Here is an 18,107-nt window from a genome sequence, read left to right as displayed (position 1 = left end):
CTGTGGCGCGGGTGACTCTGGCACGCGGTGGGATCGTTGAACGCGATAGGCTTAGAGGTGTTTTGCAAGGCACGAACACACCTGCGGTCGGCATCGATTTTGGAACCACGAACAGCTCGGTTGCGTTGGCTGCGGCGGATGGGTCGGTCAGGTTTGCGCAGTTCGCGGCACCGGGTGGACTGACGGCTTCGTCGCGTTCGTTGCTCTATCTGCAGCGGCAGAGCACCAGGCCGGGCAAACCGGTGCGCGTGTGGAGCGGGCCTGAGGCCATTGCGAGGCACCTGGAGCACGACCCGTTTGACGATGACGTGCAGGGCCGTCTCATCCAGTCGTTGAAGAGCTATCTTGCCGCGCGCTCATTCACCGGGACCGAGATCTTCGGTCGGCACTATCGCATGGAAGATCTGCTGGCAAAGATGCTGGGTGACCTGCGAGTGCGGGCGAGTGAAGCGTTCGGCATCGAGGTGACGCGCGCCGTGGCAGGGCGGCCCGTCTGGTTTGTGAATGCCGACACGGAAGATGACAACGCGTTTGCTGAAGAGCGCCTGCGTGCCGCGTTCCTGCAGGCCGGGTGGACAGATGTGCAGTTTGCGCTGGAGCCGGTGGGCGCGGCACACAGCTATGCCGCGCGGCTGGCTGGCAACGCAGCCGCCGAGGATACTGCCGCGCAGAGAGCAGGGAACGGCGATCTGCTGCTGGTGGGTGACTTCGGTGGTGGTACCACGGACTTCACGCTGGTGCGGATGGGTGCAGCGGGTGAGCGGCACACCGTTCTGCGGAGCACCGGTGTAGGACTGGCGGGCGACGCGTTCGACGCGCGCATCGTGCGCTATGCCGTAGCGCCGGCGTTCGGCTTCGGCTCGGTCGAACGCGCTCTGCCCGGTGTGCCGGACAAGCGCATCCCCGCGTTACCGGCATGGATCTACACGAGCTTGGAGCGTTGGCACCTGCTCTCGTTTCTGCAGACGCGGCAGACCATGGAGTTGCTGCGCACAGCGGAGATGCGTGCGGCCGAGCCCGAGAAGATCGCCGCGCTGCGAACGCTGGTGCAGCGCGACCTGGGCTACCGTCTTCACGGCGCGGTGCAGCGCGCAAAGGTCGAACTTTCGCGTAGCGACAGCACCGAATTCGTCTTCCGCGAAGAAGGGCTGGATGTGCGGGTTCAGATCACGCGCGGAGAGTTCGAGGAGTGGATCGCCCCGGAGCTCGGCCGCATCCAGGCCAGCCTGGACGCCTTGTTGCAGGAAGCAGGTGCTACGGCCGGCGATGTGGGGCACGTGTTCCTTACAGGCGGAACGTCGCTTGTGCCTGCGGTTCGGCGGGTCTTCACGGCCGGCTTTCCTGGCGCACGCATGGAGCAGGGCGAGGTGTTCACCAGCGTGGCGCACGGCCTGGCGCAACTGGCGCGAGCGGAGCTTGGCTAAAGCAAGCTTGGCTGTGGCAGAGGGTATCCCTTCTTCGTCTGCCAACAATTGCGATGCGCTGCCTGCGTTTTTTGCGCGGAATGCATCCAAGTTTGGCGAGGTTGAAGGAGAACGACACCATGAAGCTCTACGCCGCAGCACTCGCCACCGCGCTTGCAGCCACCGCTGCCACCAGCGTGTTTGCCCAGGGATTCTCTGACAAAGACAAGACGTTTCTGAAGGACTCCGCCGGCGACAACCTGGGTGAAATCAAGGCCGCCGAACTGGCGCTGAAGACAACAAAGAATCCGCAGATTCGCGAGTTCGCGCAGAAGATGATCACCGACCACAAGGCCCTGTACGCGGGCGAGAAGCCGGTTGCCACAAAGGCTGGCGTGACCCTGCCGACCACGCCGAGCATCTCGTCGGACGCGACCTACGTGAAGCTGAAGGTGCTGTCGGGCGACACCTTCGATAAGGAATACGTGAAGAGCATGGTCAGCGATCACCATAGCGACACGACCAAGGCCAAGACCGAGCACGACACCACGCAGAATGCCGAGATGAAGCAACTGTCCGCGCACGCGGGTACCGTGATGGAATCGCACACCAAGATGATCGACGCCCTTGCGGGCAAGATGGGCATCCAGTAGGCGTTCCAGCAATGCCGGGGTGAACCTGAAGTGTAGTGAAAAGGAAGAGGGCCACGCGATCGCGTGGCCCTCTTGTTGCGCCTCGCTTAGGCGACGCCCATGCCGCCGGTCACGCCATAGATCTCACCGGTGATGTAGCTGCCCTCCTGCGATGCCAGCAGGACATACACGGGTGCCAGTTCCACGGGCTGTCCGGGCCGCTTGTAGGGTGTCTTGCTGCCCAGCTTCTTCAGCTTCTCTTCTGAGCCGTCCGCCTCCTGCAGCGGCGTCCAGATGGGTCCGGGCGCAACTGCGTTGATGCGGACGCCGTGCTCTTCCATCAGCGGCTGACTCAGGCCCTTGGTGAAGTTAGCAATCGCCGCCTTGGTCATGGCGTAGTCGAAGATGTTGGGCGAAGGATCGTAGCCCTGGATGCTGGTCGTGTTGATGATGGAGGCGCCGGGCTTCAGGTGCGGCAGCGCGGCCTTGGTGATCCAGAACAGCGAGTAGACGTTGGTCTTCATCAGGCTGTCGAAGCGCTCGGTGCTGGTGGCCAGAATGCCTTCGGTCTTGCCCATCTTGCCGGCATTGTTCACCAGGATGTCGAGGCCGCCAAGCTGATCGACCGCGTCGGAGACGAGCCGCTGACAGAAGCCCTCGTGCGAGATGTCGCCGGGCAACAGAACCGCCTTACGGCCGGCCTCTCGAATGTAGTTCGCGACCTCTTCCGCGTCGGCCTGCTCCGCGGGCAGGTAACAGATGGCGACGTCTGCGCCTTCGCGGGCAAACGCGATCGCGGCGGCGCGGCCGATGCCGGAATCGGCGCCGGTGAGCAGAGCCTTGCGGCCGGCAAGTTTGCCGGAGCCCTTGTATGACAGCTCGCCGCAGTCTGGCTTTTCGCTCATCTGCTGTTGCGTGGCGGGTGCGGCCTGAAGTTCGACTTCGGACGGGGGACCAGGATACTGCGAGCGCGGGTCCTGGGGCGTGATCAGATCGGTTGGCATGGTGCTCCTTGTGCAGGTGTGCTTCGGTACGCGTCTTGTGTGATGCGGCACTATTCGGAAGGTGTGTTGCTCGGGGTTGCCGTGGCGAAAGATGCCGCCCTGGTTGCGATCCCCTGAACGCAGCGCTCGCAGCCTTGCAGAAGCTATGTGCAGCGTGCGCGAACTCGGGCCGTTCCGCGGCTTGTGGCCGGTGCTGTCGTCGCCTCCGCGATCTCCATCGGCCAGATCTGCGCGCGCACGGGTACCATGGCGTCCTCTGCCCGGTAGAGATTCTGCTGCGCGGACGAATCATGTTTGGGGGCGGGTGTGCGTCGAGGTTTTCTGCTGCCGTTGTTCTTCGGCACCTACAGCCTGGCTTACCTGGATCGCGCCAACTTCGGGTTTGGCGCGGCGGCCGGGCTGGCGCACACGTTAGGCATTACCGAGAGCCGCACCGCGCTGCTGAGCGCGCTGTTCTTCCTGGGCTACTTCGCCTTTCAGATTCCGGGCATGTTGTGGGTGCGTCGCGTGAGCCCCACGCGGCTGGTGTTTGTCGCCCTGCTGATGTGGGGCGTGTTGGCGGCGCTCACCGGAGTGATCCGCAGCTTTGCGTGGCTTGCGGTGGACCGGCTTCTGCTTGGCGTTGCAGAGAGCGTTGTCTTCCCGGCCATGCTGCTCCTGCTCACGCGCTGGTTCACCCGCGCCGAGCGGTCGCGCGCCAACACCGTGCTGATCCTGGGCAATCCCCTGACGGTGCTCTGGATGTCCGCGATCACCGGCTACCTGATCCAGCGTTTCGGCTGGCAGCGGACGTTTGTGTACGAAGGTCTTCCGGCGCTGCTTTGGGCGTTTGTGTGGGTGCTGCTGATGCGCGACGCACCCAACTACGCGCCGTGGATGGCGCGGGAAGAAGCTTCCGCGCTGGAGGCAGCCATTGCGGCCGACCGGCCGGCGAGTCTGCCCGGTGATACCTCGCTTGTACGGGTTCTGTTGCGGGCGGATGTCTTACTGCTGAGCCTGCAGTTCTTCTGCTGGAGCCTGGGCGCCTACGGATTTGTGCTGTGGCTGCCCACCATGGTCCGGCGCGGCGCCGGCCTGGGCATGGGGCAAACGGGCCTGCTAACGGCTGTGCCGTATGTGCTGGCAGTGGTGTTGATGCTGATCGTGTCGCACCGGTCCGATCGGTCGGGGCAGCGCATCGCGTTCATCTGGCCGTTGCTGCTGCTGGGCGGCGGCGCGCTGCTGGCCTCGGTGTACTTTGTGTCGCAAAGCTTCGCCCTTGCGTTTGTCTGCATGGTGGTGGCGGGCGGATGCATGTACGCTCCGTATGGGCCGTTTTTCAGCATCATCCCGGAACGAGTGCCGGCGGCCGTCACAGGAGAAGTGTTTGCCATGGTCAACAGTGTGGGCGCCCTGGGCGGGTTTGCCGGCAGCTACTTGGTCGGCTGGCTGCAGGCGGTGACGCACAGCCAGCGGGCGGGCCTGTTGCTGATGGCACTGGCCCTGGTCGCGGCGGGCGTGCTGCAGGCTTTGCTGCCGTTGTTAGGGAAGGCCCGCATCGCAGAAACCGCGAGCGCGCTGGCGCCGGAGGCCGATCTTGCCTGAGCCGCACTTTGCAGTGCAAAGCGATCTCCGCTCCGTGCTGGAGAGTGAAGTCGGCCTGTACGCCGCCACGGCGACGCACGCGCGCGGCCCGGAAGGCGTGTTGCCGATCACGCCGGAGATGCTGCGAACCGAACCGTCCGGAAACCTGTTTGGCCTCTCCCAGAACGCAGGTATGGGGTGGGAGCCGCAGCGGCTTGCCGATCCCGAATTCCTGATCCTGAGCACGCATGGCGGCCTGCGCGCGGCGGACGGCACTCCCATTGCTCTGGGTCTGCATACCGGGCACTGGGAGGTCGGTCTGCTGGTGGCGGAGGCGGCGCGCGAACTGCGCAACCGCCACGCGGTACCGTTTGCGGCGGCCTGCACCGACCCATGCGACGGCCGCACGCAGGGCACCACGGGCATGCTCGACTCGTTGCCGTACCGCAACGACGCGGCGATGGTGTTGCGCCGGCTGATGCGATCGCTGCCCACGCGGCGCGGCGTTCTGGGCATTGCCACGTGCGACAAAGGCCTGCCGGCGATGCTGATGGCGTTGGCCAGTGGCGGCCTCCTGCCCGGCGTTCTTGTCCCCGGAGGTGTGACGCTGCTGCCCGAGCCGATCCCCGGCCACGCTGCCGAAGATGCCGGCAAGGTGCAGACCATCGGCGCGCGCTACGCCCAGGGCGAGATCACGCTGGACTACGCCGCCGACGCGGGTTGTCGCGCCTGTGCGAGCCCGGGCGGCGGTTGCCAGTTCCTGGGCACGGCTGCCACGTCGCAGGTGGTCGCGGAGGCGCTGGGCCTGGCACTGCCGCACACGGCGCTGGCACCCAGCGGCCAGCCGGTGTGGCTCGACGCTGCGGCGCGGTCTGCGCGTGCGCTGCTGCGGCTCTCGGGCATGGGCTGGGGAACGCGCGACATCCTCACGCCTGCCGCGGTGCGCAACGCCATGGTGCTGCACGCGGCCTTTGGTGGCTCGACGAACCTCCTGCTGCACATCCCGGCCATTGCGCACGCGGCGGGCTTGCCGCGGCCGTCCGTTGCGGACTGGACCGAGGTGAACCGCGAAGTGCCGCGACTGGTGGATGCTCTGCCCAACGGACCGCGCGGCTTTGCCACGGTGCAGGTCTTCCTGGCGGGCGCCGTGCCAGAGGTGATGCTGCACCTGCGCGATGCCGGCCTGTTGGATACGTCTGTGAGAACTGTCAGCGGAGCCACCCTGGGCGAGAATCTGGACTGGTGGCAGGCAAGCGAGCGGCGCTCCGCGATGCGCCAACGGCTGCTGGACCTGGACGGCTTCGATGCGGACGACGTGATCTTCACGCCCGACCGCGCGCGGGCCCGGGGCCTGACCTCGACGGTATGTTTTCCGGTCGGCAACCTGGCGCCGGAGGGCAGCGTGATCAAGAGCACGTCAATCGACCCCACCCTGGTGGACGCGGATAACGTGTACCGCCACACGGGCCCGGCGCGCGTGTTCCTCACGGAGGCCACGGCGATCGACGCGATCAAGCGCGGCGCGGTGCAATCGGGCGATGTGCTGGTGCTCATCTGTGGCGGACCGCTGGGCGCCGGCATGCAGGAGATCTACCAGGTCACCTCTGCCCTCAAAGCACTGCCGTTCTGCCGGGACATCGCGGTGCTGACCGATGCGCGCTTCTCCGGCGTTTCCACGGGCGCGTGCATCGGTCACATCTCGCCCGAGGCACTGGCCGGCGGCCCGATTGGCCGGGTGCGCGACGGCGATGTCATAGGCATCACGATCGACCGCAAGGCGCTGCACGGCGAGGTGCATCTGCTGGGCGAACTCCGGGATGGAGATGTGGTGCGGTTCGATGCCGAGGAGGGTGAGCGTGTGCTGGCTGCCCGGCAGCCGCGCGAGGACCTGGCGCCGCACCCCGATCTGCCCGATGACACGCGGCTATGGGCGGCACTGGTGCAGGCTTCTGGCGGTGTGTGGGGCGGGTGCGTGTACGACGCCGACGCAATCTTCACCCGTCTGGCGAGCGAGCGCAGCACGTGATTGCGTGAAGCACGCGCGCGCCTCAACACGCCGTCTCGCGCGTCGCAACACCATGGAACGGCAAAGATTCGATTCTGACGGAAGAGGAGCATCCAACAGGCATGAAGCTCTACAACACACGTCGCGGCATTCTGTTGACCGAAGATGATTCGACCTTTTACACGCTGGGCGTCGGGTCCTGGGATGACGTGTTGACCAGCGACGATCTGCCAGCGCTGTGTGCGGCGGCGATCAGCGGGCCCGTGGTGACCGCGCCCACCGACGAAGCTCTGCTGGCGCCCATCGGGTCGCAGGAGGTGTGGGCTGCGGGTGTCACCTACTTTCGCAGTCGCAGCGCGCGTATCGAGGAGTCAAAAGACGCCGGCGGCGGAACCTTCTACGACCGCGTGTACGAGGCCGAGCGTCCCGAGTTGTTCTTCAAGGCCACAGCGCGCCGCGTGATCGCGCCGGGTGGCAACGTGCGCGTTCGAAGCGATGCGAAATGGTCGGTGCCCGAGCCGGAGCTGACGCTCGTCATCAATCCCAAAGGCGAGATCGTCGGCTACACCATCGGCAACGACATGAGTTCGCGCGACATTGAAGGCGAGAACCCGCTGTACCTGCCGCAGGCCAAGGTGTACGACGGCTCCTGCTCGATTGGGCCGCGCGTTCTGCTCTCGCCGGAGCCGCTGGCGAAGTCGACCGCCATCCGGCTCACCATCACGCGCGCTGGCGAGCCGGCGTTCCAAGGCGAGACCACCCTGGCCGAGTTGAAGCGTGACCCGCAGGAGCTGGTCGGCTACCTGTACCGCGACAACAGCTTCCCAGCCGGTGCTCTGTTGCTGACCGGAACCGGCATTGTTCCAGCAGATGACTTTACGTTGCAAAGCGGAGATGTGGTCGAGATCACGATCGACCCCATAGGCACGCTGCGCAACACCGTTGCCTAGCCGTTCGACAACTTTCGCGGACCTCGGCTACCGCTCTCTGCGAAGCTTCGCGGAGAGCAGCCCACAGCTCGTGTGAAGGCGGTGCTGAAAGCACTTCCAGACTGAAAGCCAATGCTTAGCGCGATCTCGCCGATGGTGTGAACGCCGCGTCGTAGTTCATCTTTGGCGAGCGCGATGCGCCAATGCTGTAGATACTCGATCGGGCCCACGCCAATCACTCTGGTGAATCGCGCCGCGAAGGACGACCGCGACGAGCCACACAGGCGTGCCAGTTCCGCCGTGGTCCATGCGTGGGCGACGTCGTCGTGCATCGCATTCAGTGCGCGTGCCGTAACCGGATCGGACAGGCCGGCCAGCAGACCACGCTGATGCTGTGCCGCGCCAAAGGCGCCACTGCGCAGGATCTCAATCAGCGTGAGTTCCATGAGCCGCGCGATGACGAAGTCGCTGCCGGCGCTGCGCCTCTCTGACTCCGACTGGTTCATCGCGAGCAGGGCGCGCACCTGTGTCGATGCCGTGTTGGTTGCACTTAAATGGACCACCTGCGGCAGCAGGCCGGTTAGCAGATCCTCGTTCGCAGTGTCGAAGACGAACTTGCCTCCCGCCAAGACCGCGCTTGGACCCTCGCCTGAACCAAGCTGCGCGACTGCGCCGGCACCGGTGATGAGCGCTTCACTGTTCACTGCTTCCACTCCCGGCCCCGATTGCAAGCGAAACGGCGTCGAAGTCCGAACCAGGACAAAGCTGTCCTGCTGAAGCGAAATCGGGTGAGCGTCTGGCAGGGCAAGTTCGCACGCGCCGCGCTCTACGCGGCAGAAGAGCAGGTCGTTGTGCGCGTGAAATTGCAGGCTCCAGTTTGCAGTCGCCTCCACACGGGACCACAGTGTGGCACGGGGCCGCAGCAGCGAGACAAGATCAACAAACGCACCCACGCAGCTTTGGATGATCGATAAAGAACTTCGGCGTCGGCGTTATCGATCTCTGCGGAGTGCCGGCCTAGAGTGAACCGTGCGCGGGAAAAAGCACCACGCGAAGGAGATCACAATGACCGACGAAGCACTGCAGCAGATTTGGAAAACCTACCAGGACGCATGGTCCGACGTGCCGGCTGAGCGCTGCGCCGAGTTGCTACGCACTACCTTGTCCGACGACATCGCTTTCTCGAATCCTGACTCGGGAGGCCAAGGCATCGAGAGCATGATCGCGCACGTTCAGGACTTCCAAAAGCAATACCCAGGCTGCTACTTCCGCAGCAATGTATTGCGGCAGCAGCACGGACAGTTGCTGGCGTCGTGGACACTGTTTGACCGCGACGACGCGCCGCTGGTGAACGGGTTCAGCTATGGGCGCTTCGACGAAGAATCGAATCGGCTGACACAACTGGCCGGGTTCTGGAAGCTGTAGGGAGCAAGCAAAACGGGCCGATTTCTCGGCCCGTTGTCGCTCGCGGATGTGAAGCGTTTACTGCATGCCTACCGTGCTCTTGGGTGGCAGCGGCGCTGGGGTCTCCATGCGCGGCAGCATCTCCGGCCGGGTTGCGGCGTTGTAGGCGAACCAGGCTTCGATCGCCGCACCCTGTTCCACATCCCCGGCCTGCACGCGGTCGTACAGGTCCATGTTGCTGTGGTGTGTGCGCGTGCCGTACTCCAGCGGGTCCTGCATGAAGCCGATGCCGTCCAGGCCGATGTAGGAAAAGCTGGTCGAGTCCGTGCCGCCGGGCGCTACGGTCGGGCCGGCCGTAACACCGGTGACTGCCTCAATGCCGAGATCGCGAATGGGTGCGATCCACGAGCGGAAGATGGCCGCGAGCTGGTCGTTACCCAACGCCTGCACGGCGCGGAAGCGGCCCGAGCCTGAGTCGTCGTTGAAGTACACATCGAATTTCGCGTACTCGGGCGTCTGCTTCATGGTGTCGCGCGGGGCGAAGTGCTTCTGCACGTACGCCAGCGAGCCATACAGGCCTTCCTCTTCGCCGCCCCACAGCGCCACGCGCACGGTGCGCGCCATGGGCTTGTGCATCGTTGCGAGCACACGCATCGCTTCCAGGGCCACGGCCGAACCCGTGCCGTTGTCGGTGGCTCCGGTGCCGCCCTGCCAGCTATCGAAGTGACCGCCCAGCATCACGACTTCATCCTTCTTCGTCGTGCCCGGAATTTCTCCGATCACGTTGAACCCCATCAGGTCGTCCTTCTGGTACTCCACCTGAATGTCGAAGGTGAGCTTGGGCGCGGCGTTGTGCTGCACCAGCCGAGCGATGCGGTTGTACTGCTCCGGCGTGATCGCGACCAGCGGCGGCCCGACGGGATCGTTGGGGTTCTGCGATCCGCCGTAGCTAGCGAACACCGTTCCGCCGTCACCGTTGTAGCCGTAGTTCACACCGACCAGGACGCCTTCGTCCTTCAGGAACTGGTTGATCTGGTTGCGCAACACCATGCCTGAAGGCGCGGCTGTGCTGAAGGCCTGGTTGGGATTGGGCACTGCGCTAGCTGGTGGTCCGAAGCGGTTCATGTGCGCCGGATCGGGCGTGAGCGTGCGCTGCTGAATCTCCTCGTCGGAGAGGCGATGCGCCTCGACCGTCGTGTGCATCTCGATGACCTTGGGCTCGGCGAGCAGGACGATCTTGCCGCGCAGCTTGCCCTTCCACTTTGCAAAGTCTTGCGGTCCGCGGATGGGCGCCAGCACCACGTCGCCAGTCACGGGGCCGTCCGTGCCGGGCGTCCACGCCAGCGGAAAGCCGATGAGCGAAGCGTACGCGGGCGACTCGAGCGCGCCGTAGTACTTCTTGATCTGCCAGCCGTTGCCGAACGGTCCCCACTGCTCCAGATGCACATTCTGCAGGCCCCACGCCTTCATCTGCTGCATGGCCCATTCGGCTGCGGCGCGATGGTTGCGGCTGTTGTTTACCCGCGGGCCGTAGACCTCACTGATGTAGTACAGGCTCTCCATTGCCTGCGACCGGTTGAACGCTTCGCGCTTGATCGCGGTCAGTGCATTCAGGTCAACCCGGTCACCGCCGGCGCTGTCCTGCTGCGCCGTTGCGCTGCTCAAGACGATGGCTGCCGCACACACGGTGCGAAAGAGCTTCTGCTTACTGCGATGCATCTGTGGATCTCGCTTTCTGTAACGGGGTCAGATTGGAGCAGAGGGCACTGCATGAAAAAGCCCGCTACCGCGGTGGAACGGTAACGGGCCGGTTCTCGCCAGGCGGAGCTAGAACGAGACCTTGAAGGCAAACTGCACGTTGAACGGCTCGCCGAAACCAATCCCAGGTGCGTTGGCACCGTTGCGGGTATTGGTGATCGTGCCAAAGCTGCCGCTGGTGATGTTGGAGACGGACGGCGCAGCAAAGTTGTTGAAGTTGAAGATGTTGAACACCTCGGCACGGAACTCGGTGTTGACGCGCTCGGTGACCGGGGTGCGCTTGAACACGGAGAAGTCGATCGTGCGGAAGTTCGGTCCGATGAATGAGTCACGAACCTCATTGCCGTAGGTGCCTGCCGTGGGAACGGTGAAGGCGCCGTTATTTTGCAGGTAGCGATACGACCGTGCAGTCGAAGTGGTGGTGTTGAGGACGAGGCCCGTGTACGGGTTCACCGCAGGGTTGTAGTTCGGGCGATCCTTCAACTGAAAGGTCTTGCTGTTGTCTCCGCTAACCAGCGGATTCAGCGGCAGACCGCTGGAGTAGGTGTACAGCGCGTTCAACTGGAAGCCGCCGGTCAGGCGCTGCAGCGAACGCACCAGTGTGGGCACGGTGTAGAAGATGTTCCCGTTGATTACGTGGCGTGCGTCAAACGTACTCAGACCGTAATCCTGGTGCAGGTTGTAGCTGTTCATGGGCGTGGTCGGCGACGAGCCGTCGTCCATGGACTTGCTCCACGTGTAGTTGAAGACCCACGACAGGCCCTTGTAGTTCGCTCCGCGCACCGTTGTCTGCAGAGAGTTGAAGTTGGACGAGGCCGCGCCCTGCAACTGGTTGATGCCCTGCAACTGCGTGCCCACGAACGCCGCGTTCTCGTTGGTGAAGCTGGTGACGTTGGCGTAAGGACGCGCAGCGTAAGCACCCGTGCCAATAGCACGTGGCTGGTTCAGGTCGATCAGCATGGGCAGGCGGCGACCCTCGGTGCCCACATATCCCAGGGTGAACAGCAGGTTTTTCGAGAGCTGCTGCTCCACGTTCAAGCTGAAGACATCGGAGTACGGCATCTTGATGTTCGGATCGACACCGACTGCACCGACCGTCGGTGCAGATGTGCCGACGAACGGGTTCACGTTCACTTGCCACGGTCCTAGGTTGTTGTTGATGTACACCACCGCTGCATCCGGACCGGCGGGGTTGTTCTGCGCGTATGACGCACCGCCGTTGGTGCTGGTTCCGTACACGTAGGTGTACGCACCCGGCACGTCAAAGAAGCGTCCCCAGGATCCGCGGAGCACGGTCGAGTTGTCATTGTGGAACGAGTAGGAGAAGCCCACGCGAGGCGCGACCGCGAAGAAGTAGTTGTTGTACAGTCCCTTCTGGAAACCAGGAGTGCTGCCCGGTACAAAGCTGTACACATCGTCGCGCTCGGCACTCACCACACCTGGAACGGTATAGCGCAGGCCGAGGTTCAAGTTCAGGTGACTGTTGACGCGGAAGTCGTCCTGCGCCCAGGCTTCCTCGGTGTTCAGCAAGTACACGCGTTGCAGGTTGCCGTTCAGCAGCTTGGCACCGGACGAACTGGAAGGTGTGCCTGCAAGGAAGTCCGAGACATACGCGAGCTGAGCGCAGGTGACCAGGCTGGTGCTAAGACCGTACTGCGCGACCACAGAGCTGTACGCAGCGTTAGCCGCAGCATTGCACGTGGTGCCTTGGCGGCCGGTGCTTGTGTTCGTGAACCAGGGGCCGCGCGTCCCGTCAAAGGTAAAGCTGCCGCGTGAGTTGGAATAGTACTTAAAGTTCACGTTCATCCGGCGGTACTCGCCGCCGAACTTCAGGTTGTGCCTTCCCAGTGTCCAGTGCAGCGTGTCGGTTATGTGGCCGGTCACGTCGATACGGCCGGAGGGCTGCGTGGCGCCAGTGATGTCAAAGGTATTGATGGAGATGGTCGGCGCACCGGCGGCGATGATGCCGGACAATCCAAGGTTCAGGCCCGCGTTGGTGCCGGGATTGAAGCTCTGGTCGGCGTCATTGAACGTCTGCAGGAAGTAGTTGGTGCCCAGCGTTAACTGGTTCAGCACCTTGGGGCTGAAGGTGTAGTTGTCCACCACGCTGAAGTTGTGAATGTGCATCGGCGCAGTCTGGAAATATTCCGCGTAATAAGATGAGGTCGGCGCGGTCTGCGTACCGGTGGTGCCTAGGTAGCGGAGCGATAGCGTGTGGCGATCGCTAAAGTGGTGATCCAGCTTGATGATGCCGTTGTAGCTGTTGTAGTTGGACAGCCCCTGCGGCAGGAAATTGTTGCTGGCCGCGGCGGCAACCTTCGTCGAGTTCGGAAAGAGCAGGCCGTACAGATTCTGGCTGAGTTGGGTCGGCGTACGGCGGAAAGCCGGGTTCGCCATGAACGACGTTGCTGCCGCAACCCACTGATCGCTCAGCACGGTGTCGACGATGGCGGTGTTGATCTTAGCGATCTGGAACTCGCCCGCCACGAATAGGAAAGTGTGATCGCGCCACAATGGTCCGCCCAGCGTGAAGCCGCCCTGGTGATTTCGCAGCAGGTTCTTCTTCGAATTCGGAGCGTTCACCGGCGAGATAGCCGCAAAGAACTCATTACGGTCGTAGTAGAAGATGTCGCCGTGAACCTTGTTCGTACCGCTGCGTAGCACCATGTTGCTGTTGGCACCTGCGTTGCGGCCCTGGTCGGCTTCGCCGCCAGCCTGCATGGAGAACTGGTCGATGGCCTCGATCGGGATCAGGCCACCGGCAACGCTGGCGATCCCGCCCTGGTTCGAAGCAACGATACCGAGCCAGGAGTCCACGTTGTCCGCACCGTCCACCTGGAAGTTGATCGAGGTGGTGCGCTGGCCGTTGACCGAATTGGTCAGTGCGGATACTCCAGGCGCAAAGTGCGTTAGACGGGTGAAGTCGCGCCCGTTCAACGGCATGTCCTGCACCGCTTTGCTGTCGATCACAGCGACCAGAGCGCTGGATTCGGTGTCGGTCTGCACGGCTGCATTGGCAGCCACGTCGACCACGGTGCTTTCACCGCCAAGGCTCAGCGTCACGTCTTGCGAAACAACCTTGGTCACCTGCACGTCGATCTTTTCAATCGTTTTGCTTGCAAACCCCGAAGAGGTGATCGTCAGGTTGTAGAGGCCCGGCGTAATCTCCGGAAAGCTGTAGACGCCCGCGCCATTCGTCTTGCTCTGCAGCGTTGTCCCTGTAGCTGGGTTACTAAGCTCCACCGCAGCGCCGGACACCACTGCACCTGAGCCGTCGCGGACGGTTCCGGTCACGGTTCCGCGGAAGGTTTGCGCACCGGCAAGGGTGCACACAACGGCGAGCGGGGCTACAAAGCTGAACTGCAACGACTTCGACAACATACAGCGGGACCTCCAACAACGTTCTGGAGACGCGACGGGGCGCTCGCGTCCGAATACGGGAGCCGCATGGCTTTAAAAGCCTGCGAGCCTTTCGGCGACGACAAAACCGCAAAATAGGTGAAGTTTTCACACTCTAGTCTTATTGCCGCTGTCGTTGCAACTGCCACCGCCGACTTTCGTTGGCTTTTCGGCCCCGAGCACCGCGCGGAGTGCAGATTAGGCGGGCAAAAGGCCTAGAGGAACCAGATCAGTTACGAGCGCCTGCAATGCCTCGACCTGGTGACTTCGTGCACAAAGGCGGGAGCAGGCGGGCCGTAGGGGCTTACTGATAACGTATTCCTAGTGGCGATTCCGTTCGAGCTCTTCCTATTTCCGGTTCTTGCCACTCTGGCTGGCGGCCTGCTGGCCGTGCGTTTCCGGCGCTGGTTGCACCTGCTGCTGGCGCTGGGTGCGGGCCTGCTGCTGGGTGCGGCATTTCTTGACCTGTTGCCCGAGGCGATCGTCCTGGGAAGCGCGTCCGGTCACCCGGTGAGCCAGGTGACGATGGTCGCCCTGCTCTCCCTGTTGGGATTCTTTGCCCTCGAATCGGTGTTAGACAGTCTGGCTGCACGCGGCGATGGGCGCCTACCACGCGTCTCCGCCGGGCACATCGGCGGCGCCATGCTCATCTTCCACAGCCTTCGAGACGGCATGGCGATCGGAGCGGCCTTTGCTGCGTCGCATCCGGCGGGGTACGCCGTGGCGGTGGGCATTGCCGCCCACGATCTGGGAGACGGCGTAAACACGGTATTGCTGACCACCGGCGGCAAGAAGCCCAGGTCCGTCGACTATGGATTTCTGCTGGCGGATGCGATTGCGCCGTTTGCGGGCGGCCTGTTTGCGCTGCGCTGGTTTTCCAGCGTCACCAGTTCGGTGGTCATGCTGGCCGCTGCTGCGGGCTTTTTCATACAGATGGCGGCAAGCGACTTCCTGCCGGAGGTGCGTCGCTCCACCGCCTCGCGGACCTACGTGATGCTGTGCGTGCTCAGCGGGGTCGGGCTGATTTACCTGGCAAACAGGCTCTTACTGGGTGTGCGATAGGTCGCAGAAGGTTAGCCGCCTAATGGCAGGCAGCACACCGGCCAGAGAGGAACAGCTCGTGTGCGGTGGCGGTGAAGCCTTGCGGCAGCTTGGCGTGGAACTCAAAGCCGCAGCCTTCCATCTCGTACACCTTGCCGCACTCGTTGCAGTGGAAGTGGTGATGGTGCGCTTTGCCTGCAACCTCGTACCGGGCGGGCATGCCTGGGAGCGTGACTGCCTGTAGCCAGCCGTCCCGCTGCAGGCTGGCGATGTTCCGGTACACCGTGGCCAGGCTCAGAGTTCGGACTCCACGCTGCGCCGCCTGCAGAATCTCTTCCGGCGACAGCGGTCGGCCGGCGGCCAGAATGGCCGCGCGGATCGCCTCTTTCTGGCGGGTATTGCGGACCGCTGCGGCATTGCTAAGGGTGGAACCCTGGTCAGCTTCCGGCGTGTCACGCAGAGCGGTCGAGCCGGAAGTGAATGCATTGGACTGCGGCATAGGACTGGTTCGATTGTACTGCGATCTGCTTTGCAATTAGCTGATTGCGACACCGGGTGAGCAGGCTGGGCAAGGTCGACCCGGCCTGCAAAGCGTCGCCGTGCTGTTTACGATTGCATCCGGCCAGGTGGCAAACCTAGCACCCGTCGAGCTAGTCGTGGCGGAAGTGCACTAGCCGCAGGGCATCATCCAGAAATTCGTTCACCTCGAAGCCCAGAACGCTGCCGCCCAACGACCCGGCGTAGCCGGTTGCGGCATCACCGAAGTTGCGGTCGCGCTGCGGGTAGTACGCCATGTTCGCTCCGGCTGCAGCGGCGTAGCCCAGCAGCAGTGGCGCATTCAGCGTGTTGTGGCCGCTGTCAGTCCGTGTAATCAGGACACGCGTGGCCGCGTAGACTGCGCGGTTGATCAACTTATGCTGCCGGCCCAGAACGTAGTAGCGGGGATCGTCTCGGAAGATTGGATCGAACACGGCCATTGTCGCCAGATCCTGCACGGCTCCGCGCGCAAACGAGGCGCCGACACGCTGCCCGTATGGACCCCAACCCTGGCCGTAGTGCGGCTGCGAATCGATGGCCTGCGACCATGTGGCCGAAAGCACGCGGCTGAGCATCGTGAACGGGCTTACCTCCTGCCGAAACGCAAAGGCGACCTTGCTGCCTGCGGAAAGAGGAACCGCACCCTGCCCGGGAAGAATGATGATGGTGTACTTGGGGGCGATCGGCTGATTCGGCGCGGGTAGGTGCGGCGAGGCGGACTGGCCCTCTGCGGCGCCATCAAGGGTGGCGCTGGGTGCGTCGGGCAGACCAGACAAGGCTTCGGACGGCTCCATCGCAGCGCTGGAAGAGAACGCGGGTGCGGCCGTTGCTTCCGCCAGCAGCGTAGCGTTCACGGCAGCATGGGGCGTGCTGAGATCGACGGCCTGTGCGCTTGCTGCGGAATCTGCCTGGCACGCGGCGATCGCCGGAATAGAGATTGCGCACACCGCGGCGGCACACAAAGATGAGAAAAGCGCAGGGCGCATAGGTCAGGGTCCTTCGAGCAAAAGTGTTGCCGTTCGTTTTCCTTTGGAGTCGTGCCGTCGCGGTTCCGTTGCATTTTCACCATAGGAACGGCCCTCTGCAGACGTTGGCAGAATCGGAACCCGTGATCCTGACGCGACGGGAAAGAGATTTTCTCGTCGCAGCAGCACCGTATCCGGCGCGGTTGCCCGGCGTATCTAGGCCGGCACTGTGCACGCGATTGTGGTGCTCGTGCCGTAGCGGCGGCTCCTGCCTGTGGATTACGCTTCCCTTGCAATCGGAATTTTGTGCCCGCTGGTCGCGTGTGCGGCGCAAACACGAGGAGGCACTAACATGAACGGACCGGACCAGCCCACAGGCGCGCCACGCAGCAACTTCGAGCAGGACCTGCGCAATGCCGCCGCACGCGCGGACGAGGAACTGCAGCGGCTTATCCGCTACCTGAACGATGAGGTGGTTCCCGACGTGCGCAAGCATAGCTCCGTCGCGCTCCGATCCGCTTCGGAAGGTCTGCGTTCCCTTGCCGAAAAGATGGAGCAGGGCAATCGGCGGTGACCGGCCGGTGTGCGCAGGGCCAGCAACACCACAAGCTGGTGGCGCCCTGCGCTGACGCTGCGGCGAACCTGCGAACGCCTGACGCAACACACTCGTGGCACGTCCGCGCCGACCGCCTCCGCACGGCGGCGGGCGTGTTGCTGGCCATGTTCGTACTGCTGCTGAGTGGATGCCACAAAAAGGTGCAGCGCAGCCGCAACACCTACCCTGCTCCGCCACCGGTGCGCCGTTCGCCTTCGGCAGGTGAAGGTTCCGCGCGCCGCACGCCCACGCCCGCGCCGCCCAGCCGCACCGTTCCGCGCACCGACGATAACGCGGTTCCGACCGGCAGGGTTGAGACGGGCCTGGCCAGTTGGTATGCACCCAGCGGACATCGCAGTGCGAATGGTGACGTGTACGACGGCAACAGCCTGACCGCGGCGCATCGCACGCTGCCTTTGGGAACGCTGCTGCGTGTGACGAATCTTGCCACCGGACAAACGGTGGACGTGCGCGTGACCGATCGCGGTCCGTTTGTGCGCGGGCGTGTGCTGGATCTTTCCACCGCCGCGGCCAAGGCATCGGGCGTGTACCGCATGGGCGTCGCGCGCGTGAGCATCGAGATCCTGCAGATGCGGCCCGATGTTTCGCCCACGGGACGGTGGTGCGTGCAGGTCGGTGCGTTTGTGGACCAGGGGAACGCCGACAGATTGCGCGCCGACCTGTCGCGGCAATACAGCACTTCGGCCAAGGTGATCGAGTTTGCGGGGGCTACGGGGATGTGGGTCCGCATCAATCCCGTCAGTAGCGACCGTGCTCACGCGACAGCCATCGCGCAGAGCATTCGAGTGGCCGAGCCGGATGCGCAGGCGTACCTCGTGCGGCTGGATTAGGCTTCTTCCCGATGCCGCGAG

Annotated in this window: 15 protein-coding genes; 9 read left to right on the top strand and 6 right to left on the bottom strand. The window is 63.8% G+C overall.

Annotated elements, in window-relative coordinates:
• Positions 1-62: 62 nt before the first annotated feature.
• Both OHL12_RS12195 and OHL12_RS12190 read left to right on the top strand, forming a co-directional pair.
• On the top strand, positions 63-1,424 hold the full coding sequence (locus OHL12_RS12195) for an Hsp70 family protein (protein WP_263414090.1): 1,362 nt from the start codon (positions 63-65) through the stop codon (positions 1,422-1,424).
• 119 nt (positions 1,425-1,543) lie between these two features.
• Positions 1,544-2,056 (top strand): DUF4142 domain-containing protein, encoded by a 513-nt coding sequence (locus OHL12_RS12190; protein ID WP_263414089.1) that lies wholly within the window; start codon positions 1,544-1,546, stop codon positions 2,054-2,056.
• Positions 2,057-2,142: 86 nt separating this feature from the next.
• On the opposite strand, the gene OHL12_RS12185 is transcribed toward OHL12_RS12190, so the two are convergent.
• A complete protein-coding gene (locus OHL12_RS12185; RefSeq protein WP_263414088.1) occupies positions 2,143-3,039 on the bottom strand; it encodes an SDR family oxidoreductase in 897 nt (298 codons plus the stop codon).
• Positions 3,040-3,345: 306 nt separating this feature from the next.
• Here OHL12_RS12185 and OHL12_RS12180 point away from each other — a divergent pair, with 306 nt between their 5' ends.
• The 3 genes from OHL12_RS12180 to OHL12_RS12170 all read left to right on the top strand — a co-directional run bounded on the left by OHL12_RS12180 (position 3,346) and on the right by OHL12_RS12170 (position 7,557).
• Complete coding sequence (locus OHL12_RS12180) at positions 3,346-4,623, top strand: MFS transporter (protein WP_263414087.1); 1,278 nt, start codon at positions 3,346-3,348, stop codon at positions 4,621-4,623.
• A complete protein-coding gene (locus OHL12_RS12175) occupies positions 4,616-6,628 on the top strand; it encodes a YjhG/YagF family D-xylonate dehydratase (protein WP_317889819.1) in 2,013 nt (670 codons plus the stop codon). The genes OHL12_RS12180 and OHL12_RS12175 overlap by 8 nt, the downstream gene beginning before the upstream one ends.
• A 101-nt stretch (positions 6,629-6,729) precedes the next feature.
• A complete protein-coding gene (locus tag OHL12_RS12170) occupies positions 6,730-7,557 on the top strand; it encodes a fumarylacetoacetate hydrolase family protein (RefSeq protein ID WP_263414086.1) in 828 nt (275 codons plus the stop codon).
• Here OHL12_RS12170 and OHL12_RS12165 read toward each other — a convergent pair.
• Complete coding sequence (locus OHL12_RS12165) at positions 7,554-8,489, bottom strand: AraC family transcriptional regulator (protein ID WP_263414085.1); 936 nt, start codon at positions 8,487-8,489, stop codon at positions 7,554-7,556. The two genes, OHL12_RS12170 and OHL12_RS12165, sit on opposite strands and share 4 nt — an antisense overlap.
• Before the next feature lie 112 nt (positions 8,490-8,601).
• On the opposite strand from OHL12_RS12165, the gene OHL12_RS12160 reads away from it, so the two are divergent.
• The gene (locus OHL12_RS12160; RefSeq protein ID WP_263414084.1) at positions 8,602-8,961 is read left to right on the top strand and encodes a hypothetical protein; all 360 of its coding nucleotides are present in this window, start codon (positions 8,602-8,604) and stop codon (positions 8,959-8,961) included.
• A gap of 57 nt (positions 8,962-9,018) precedes the next feature.
• Here the strand turns inward: OHL12_RS12160 and OHL12_RS12155 are convergent, their stop codons facing one another.
• Together OHL12_RS12155 and OHL12_RS12150 are read right to left on the bottom strand one after the other, a co-directional pair.
• Positions 9,019-10,659 (bottom strand): M28 family peptidase, encoded by a 1,641-nt coding sequence (locus OHL12_RS12155; protein ID WP_263414083.1) that lies wholly within the window; start codon positions 10,657-10,659, stop codon positions 9,019-9,021.
• A gap of 108 nt (positions 10,660-10,767) precedes the next feature.
• A complete protein-coding gene (locus OHL12_RS12150; protein ID WP_263414082.1) occupies positions 10,768-14,079 on the bottom strand; it encodes a TonB-dependent receptor in 3,312 nt (1,103 codons plus the stop codon).
• 342 nt (positions 14,080-14,421) lie between these two features.
• Here OHL12_RS12150 and OHL12_RS12145 point away from each other — a divergent pair, with 342 nt between their 5' ends.
• Positions 14,422-15,159 carry a ZIP family metal transporter gene (locus OHL12_RS12145; RefSeq protein ID WP_263414081.1) on the top strand — a complete coding sequence of 246 codons (738 nt, stop codon included), beginning with the start codon at positions 14,422-14,424 and terminating at the stop codon, positions 15,157-15,159.
• Positions 15,160-15,178: 19 nt separating this feature from the next.
• On the opposite strand, the gene OHL12_RS12140 is transcribed toward OHL12_RS12145, so the two are convergent.
• Positions 15,179-15,637 (bottom strand): Fur family transcriptional regulator, encoded by a 459-nt coding sequence (locus tag OHL12_RS12140; protein WP_263414080.1) that lies wholly within the window; start codon positions 15,635-15,637, stop codon positions 15,179-15,181.
• Between the two features lie 151 nt (positions 15,638-15,788).
• Positions 15,789-16,661 carry a hypothetical protein gene (locus OHL12_RS12135; RefSeq protein WP_263414079.1) on the bottom strand — a complete coding sequence of 291 codons (873 nt, stop codon included), beginning with the start codon at positions 16,659-16,661 and terminating at the stop codon, positions 15,789-15,791.
• Positions 16,662-16,992: 331 nt separating this feature from the next.
• Here OHL12_RS12135 and OHL12_RS12130 point away from each other — a divergent pair, with 331 nt between their 5' ends.
• Both OHL12_RS12130 and OHL12_RS12125 read left to right on the top strand, forming a co-directional pair.
• Positions 16,993-17,214 (top strand): hypothetical protein, encoded by a 222-nt coding sequence (locus tag OHL12_RS12130; protein WP_263414078.1) that lies wholly within the window; start codon positions 16,993-16,995, stop codon positions 17,212-17,214.
• Positions 17,211-18,086 (top strand): septal ring lytic transglycosylase RlpA family protein, encoded by an 876-nt coding sequence (locus tag OHL12_RS12125; protein ID WP_263414077.1) that lies wholly within the window; start codon positions 17,211-17,213, stop codon positions 18,084-18,086. The genes OHL12_RS12130 and OHL12_RS12125 overlap by 4 nt, the downstream gene beginning before the upstream one ends.
• Positions 18,087-18,107 lie beyond the last annotated feature (21 nt).

This window comes from Terriglobus aquaticus (genome assembly GCF_025685415.1).
GTDB lineage: Bacteria > Acidobacteriota > Terriglobia > Terriglobales > Acidobacteriaceae > Terriglobus > Terriglobus aquaticus.
Note: the sequence above shows the minus strand (reverse complement) of the source record. Positions and strands in the feature narration are given on the sequence as shown.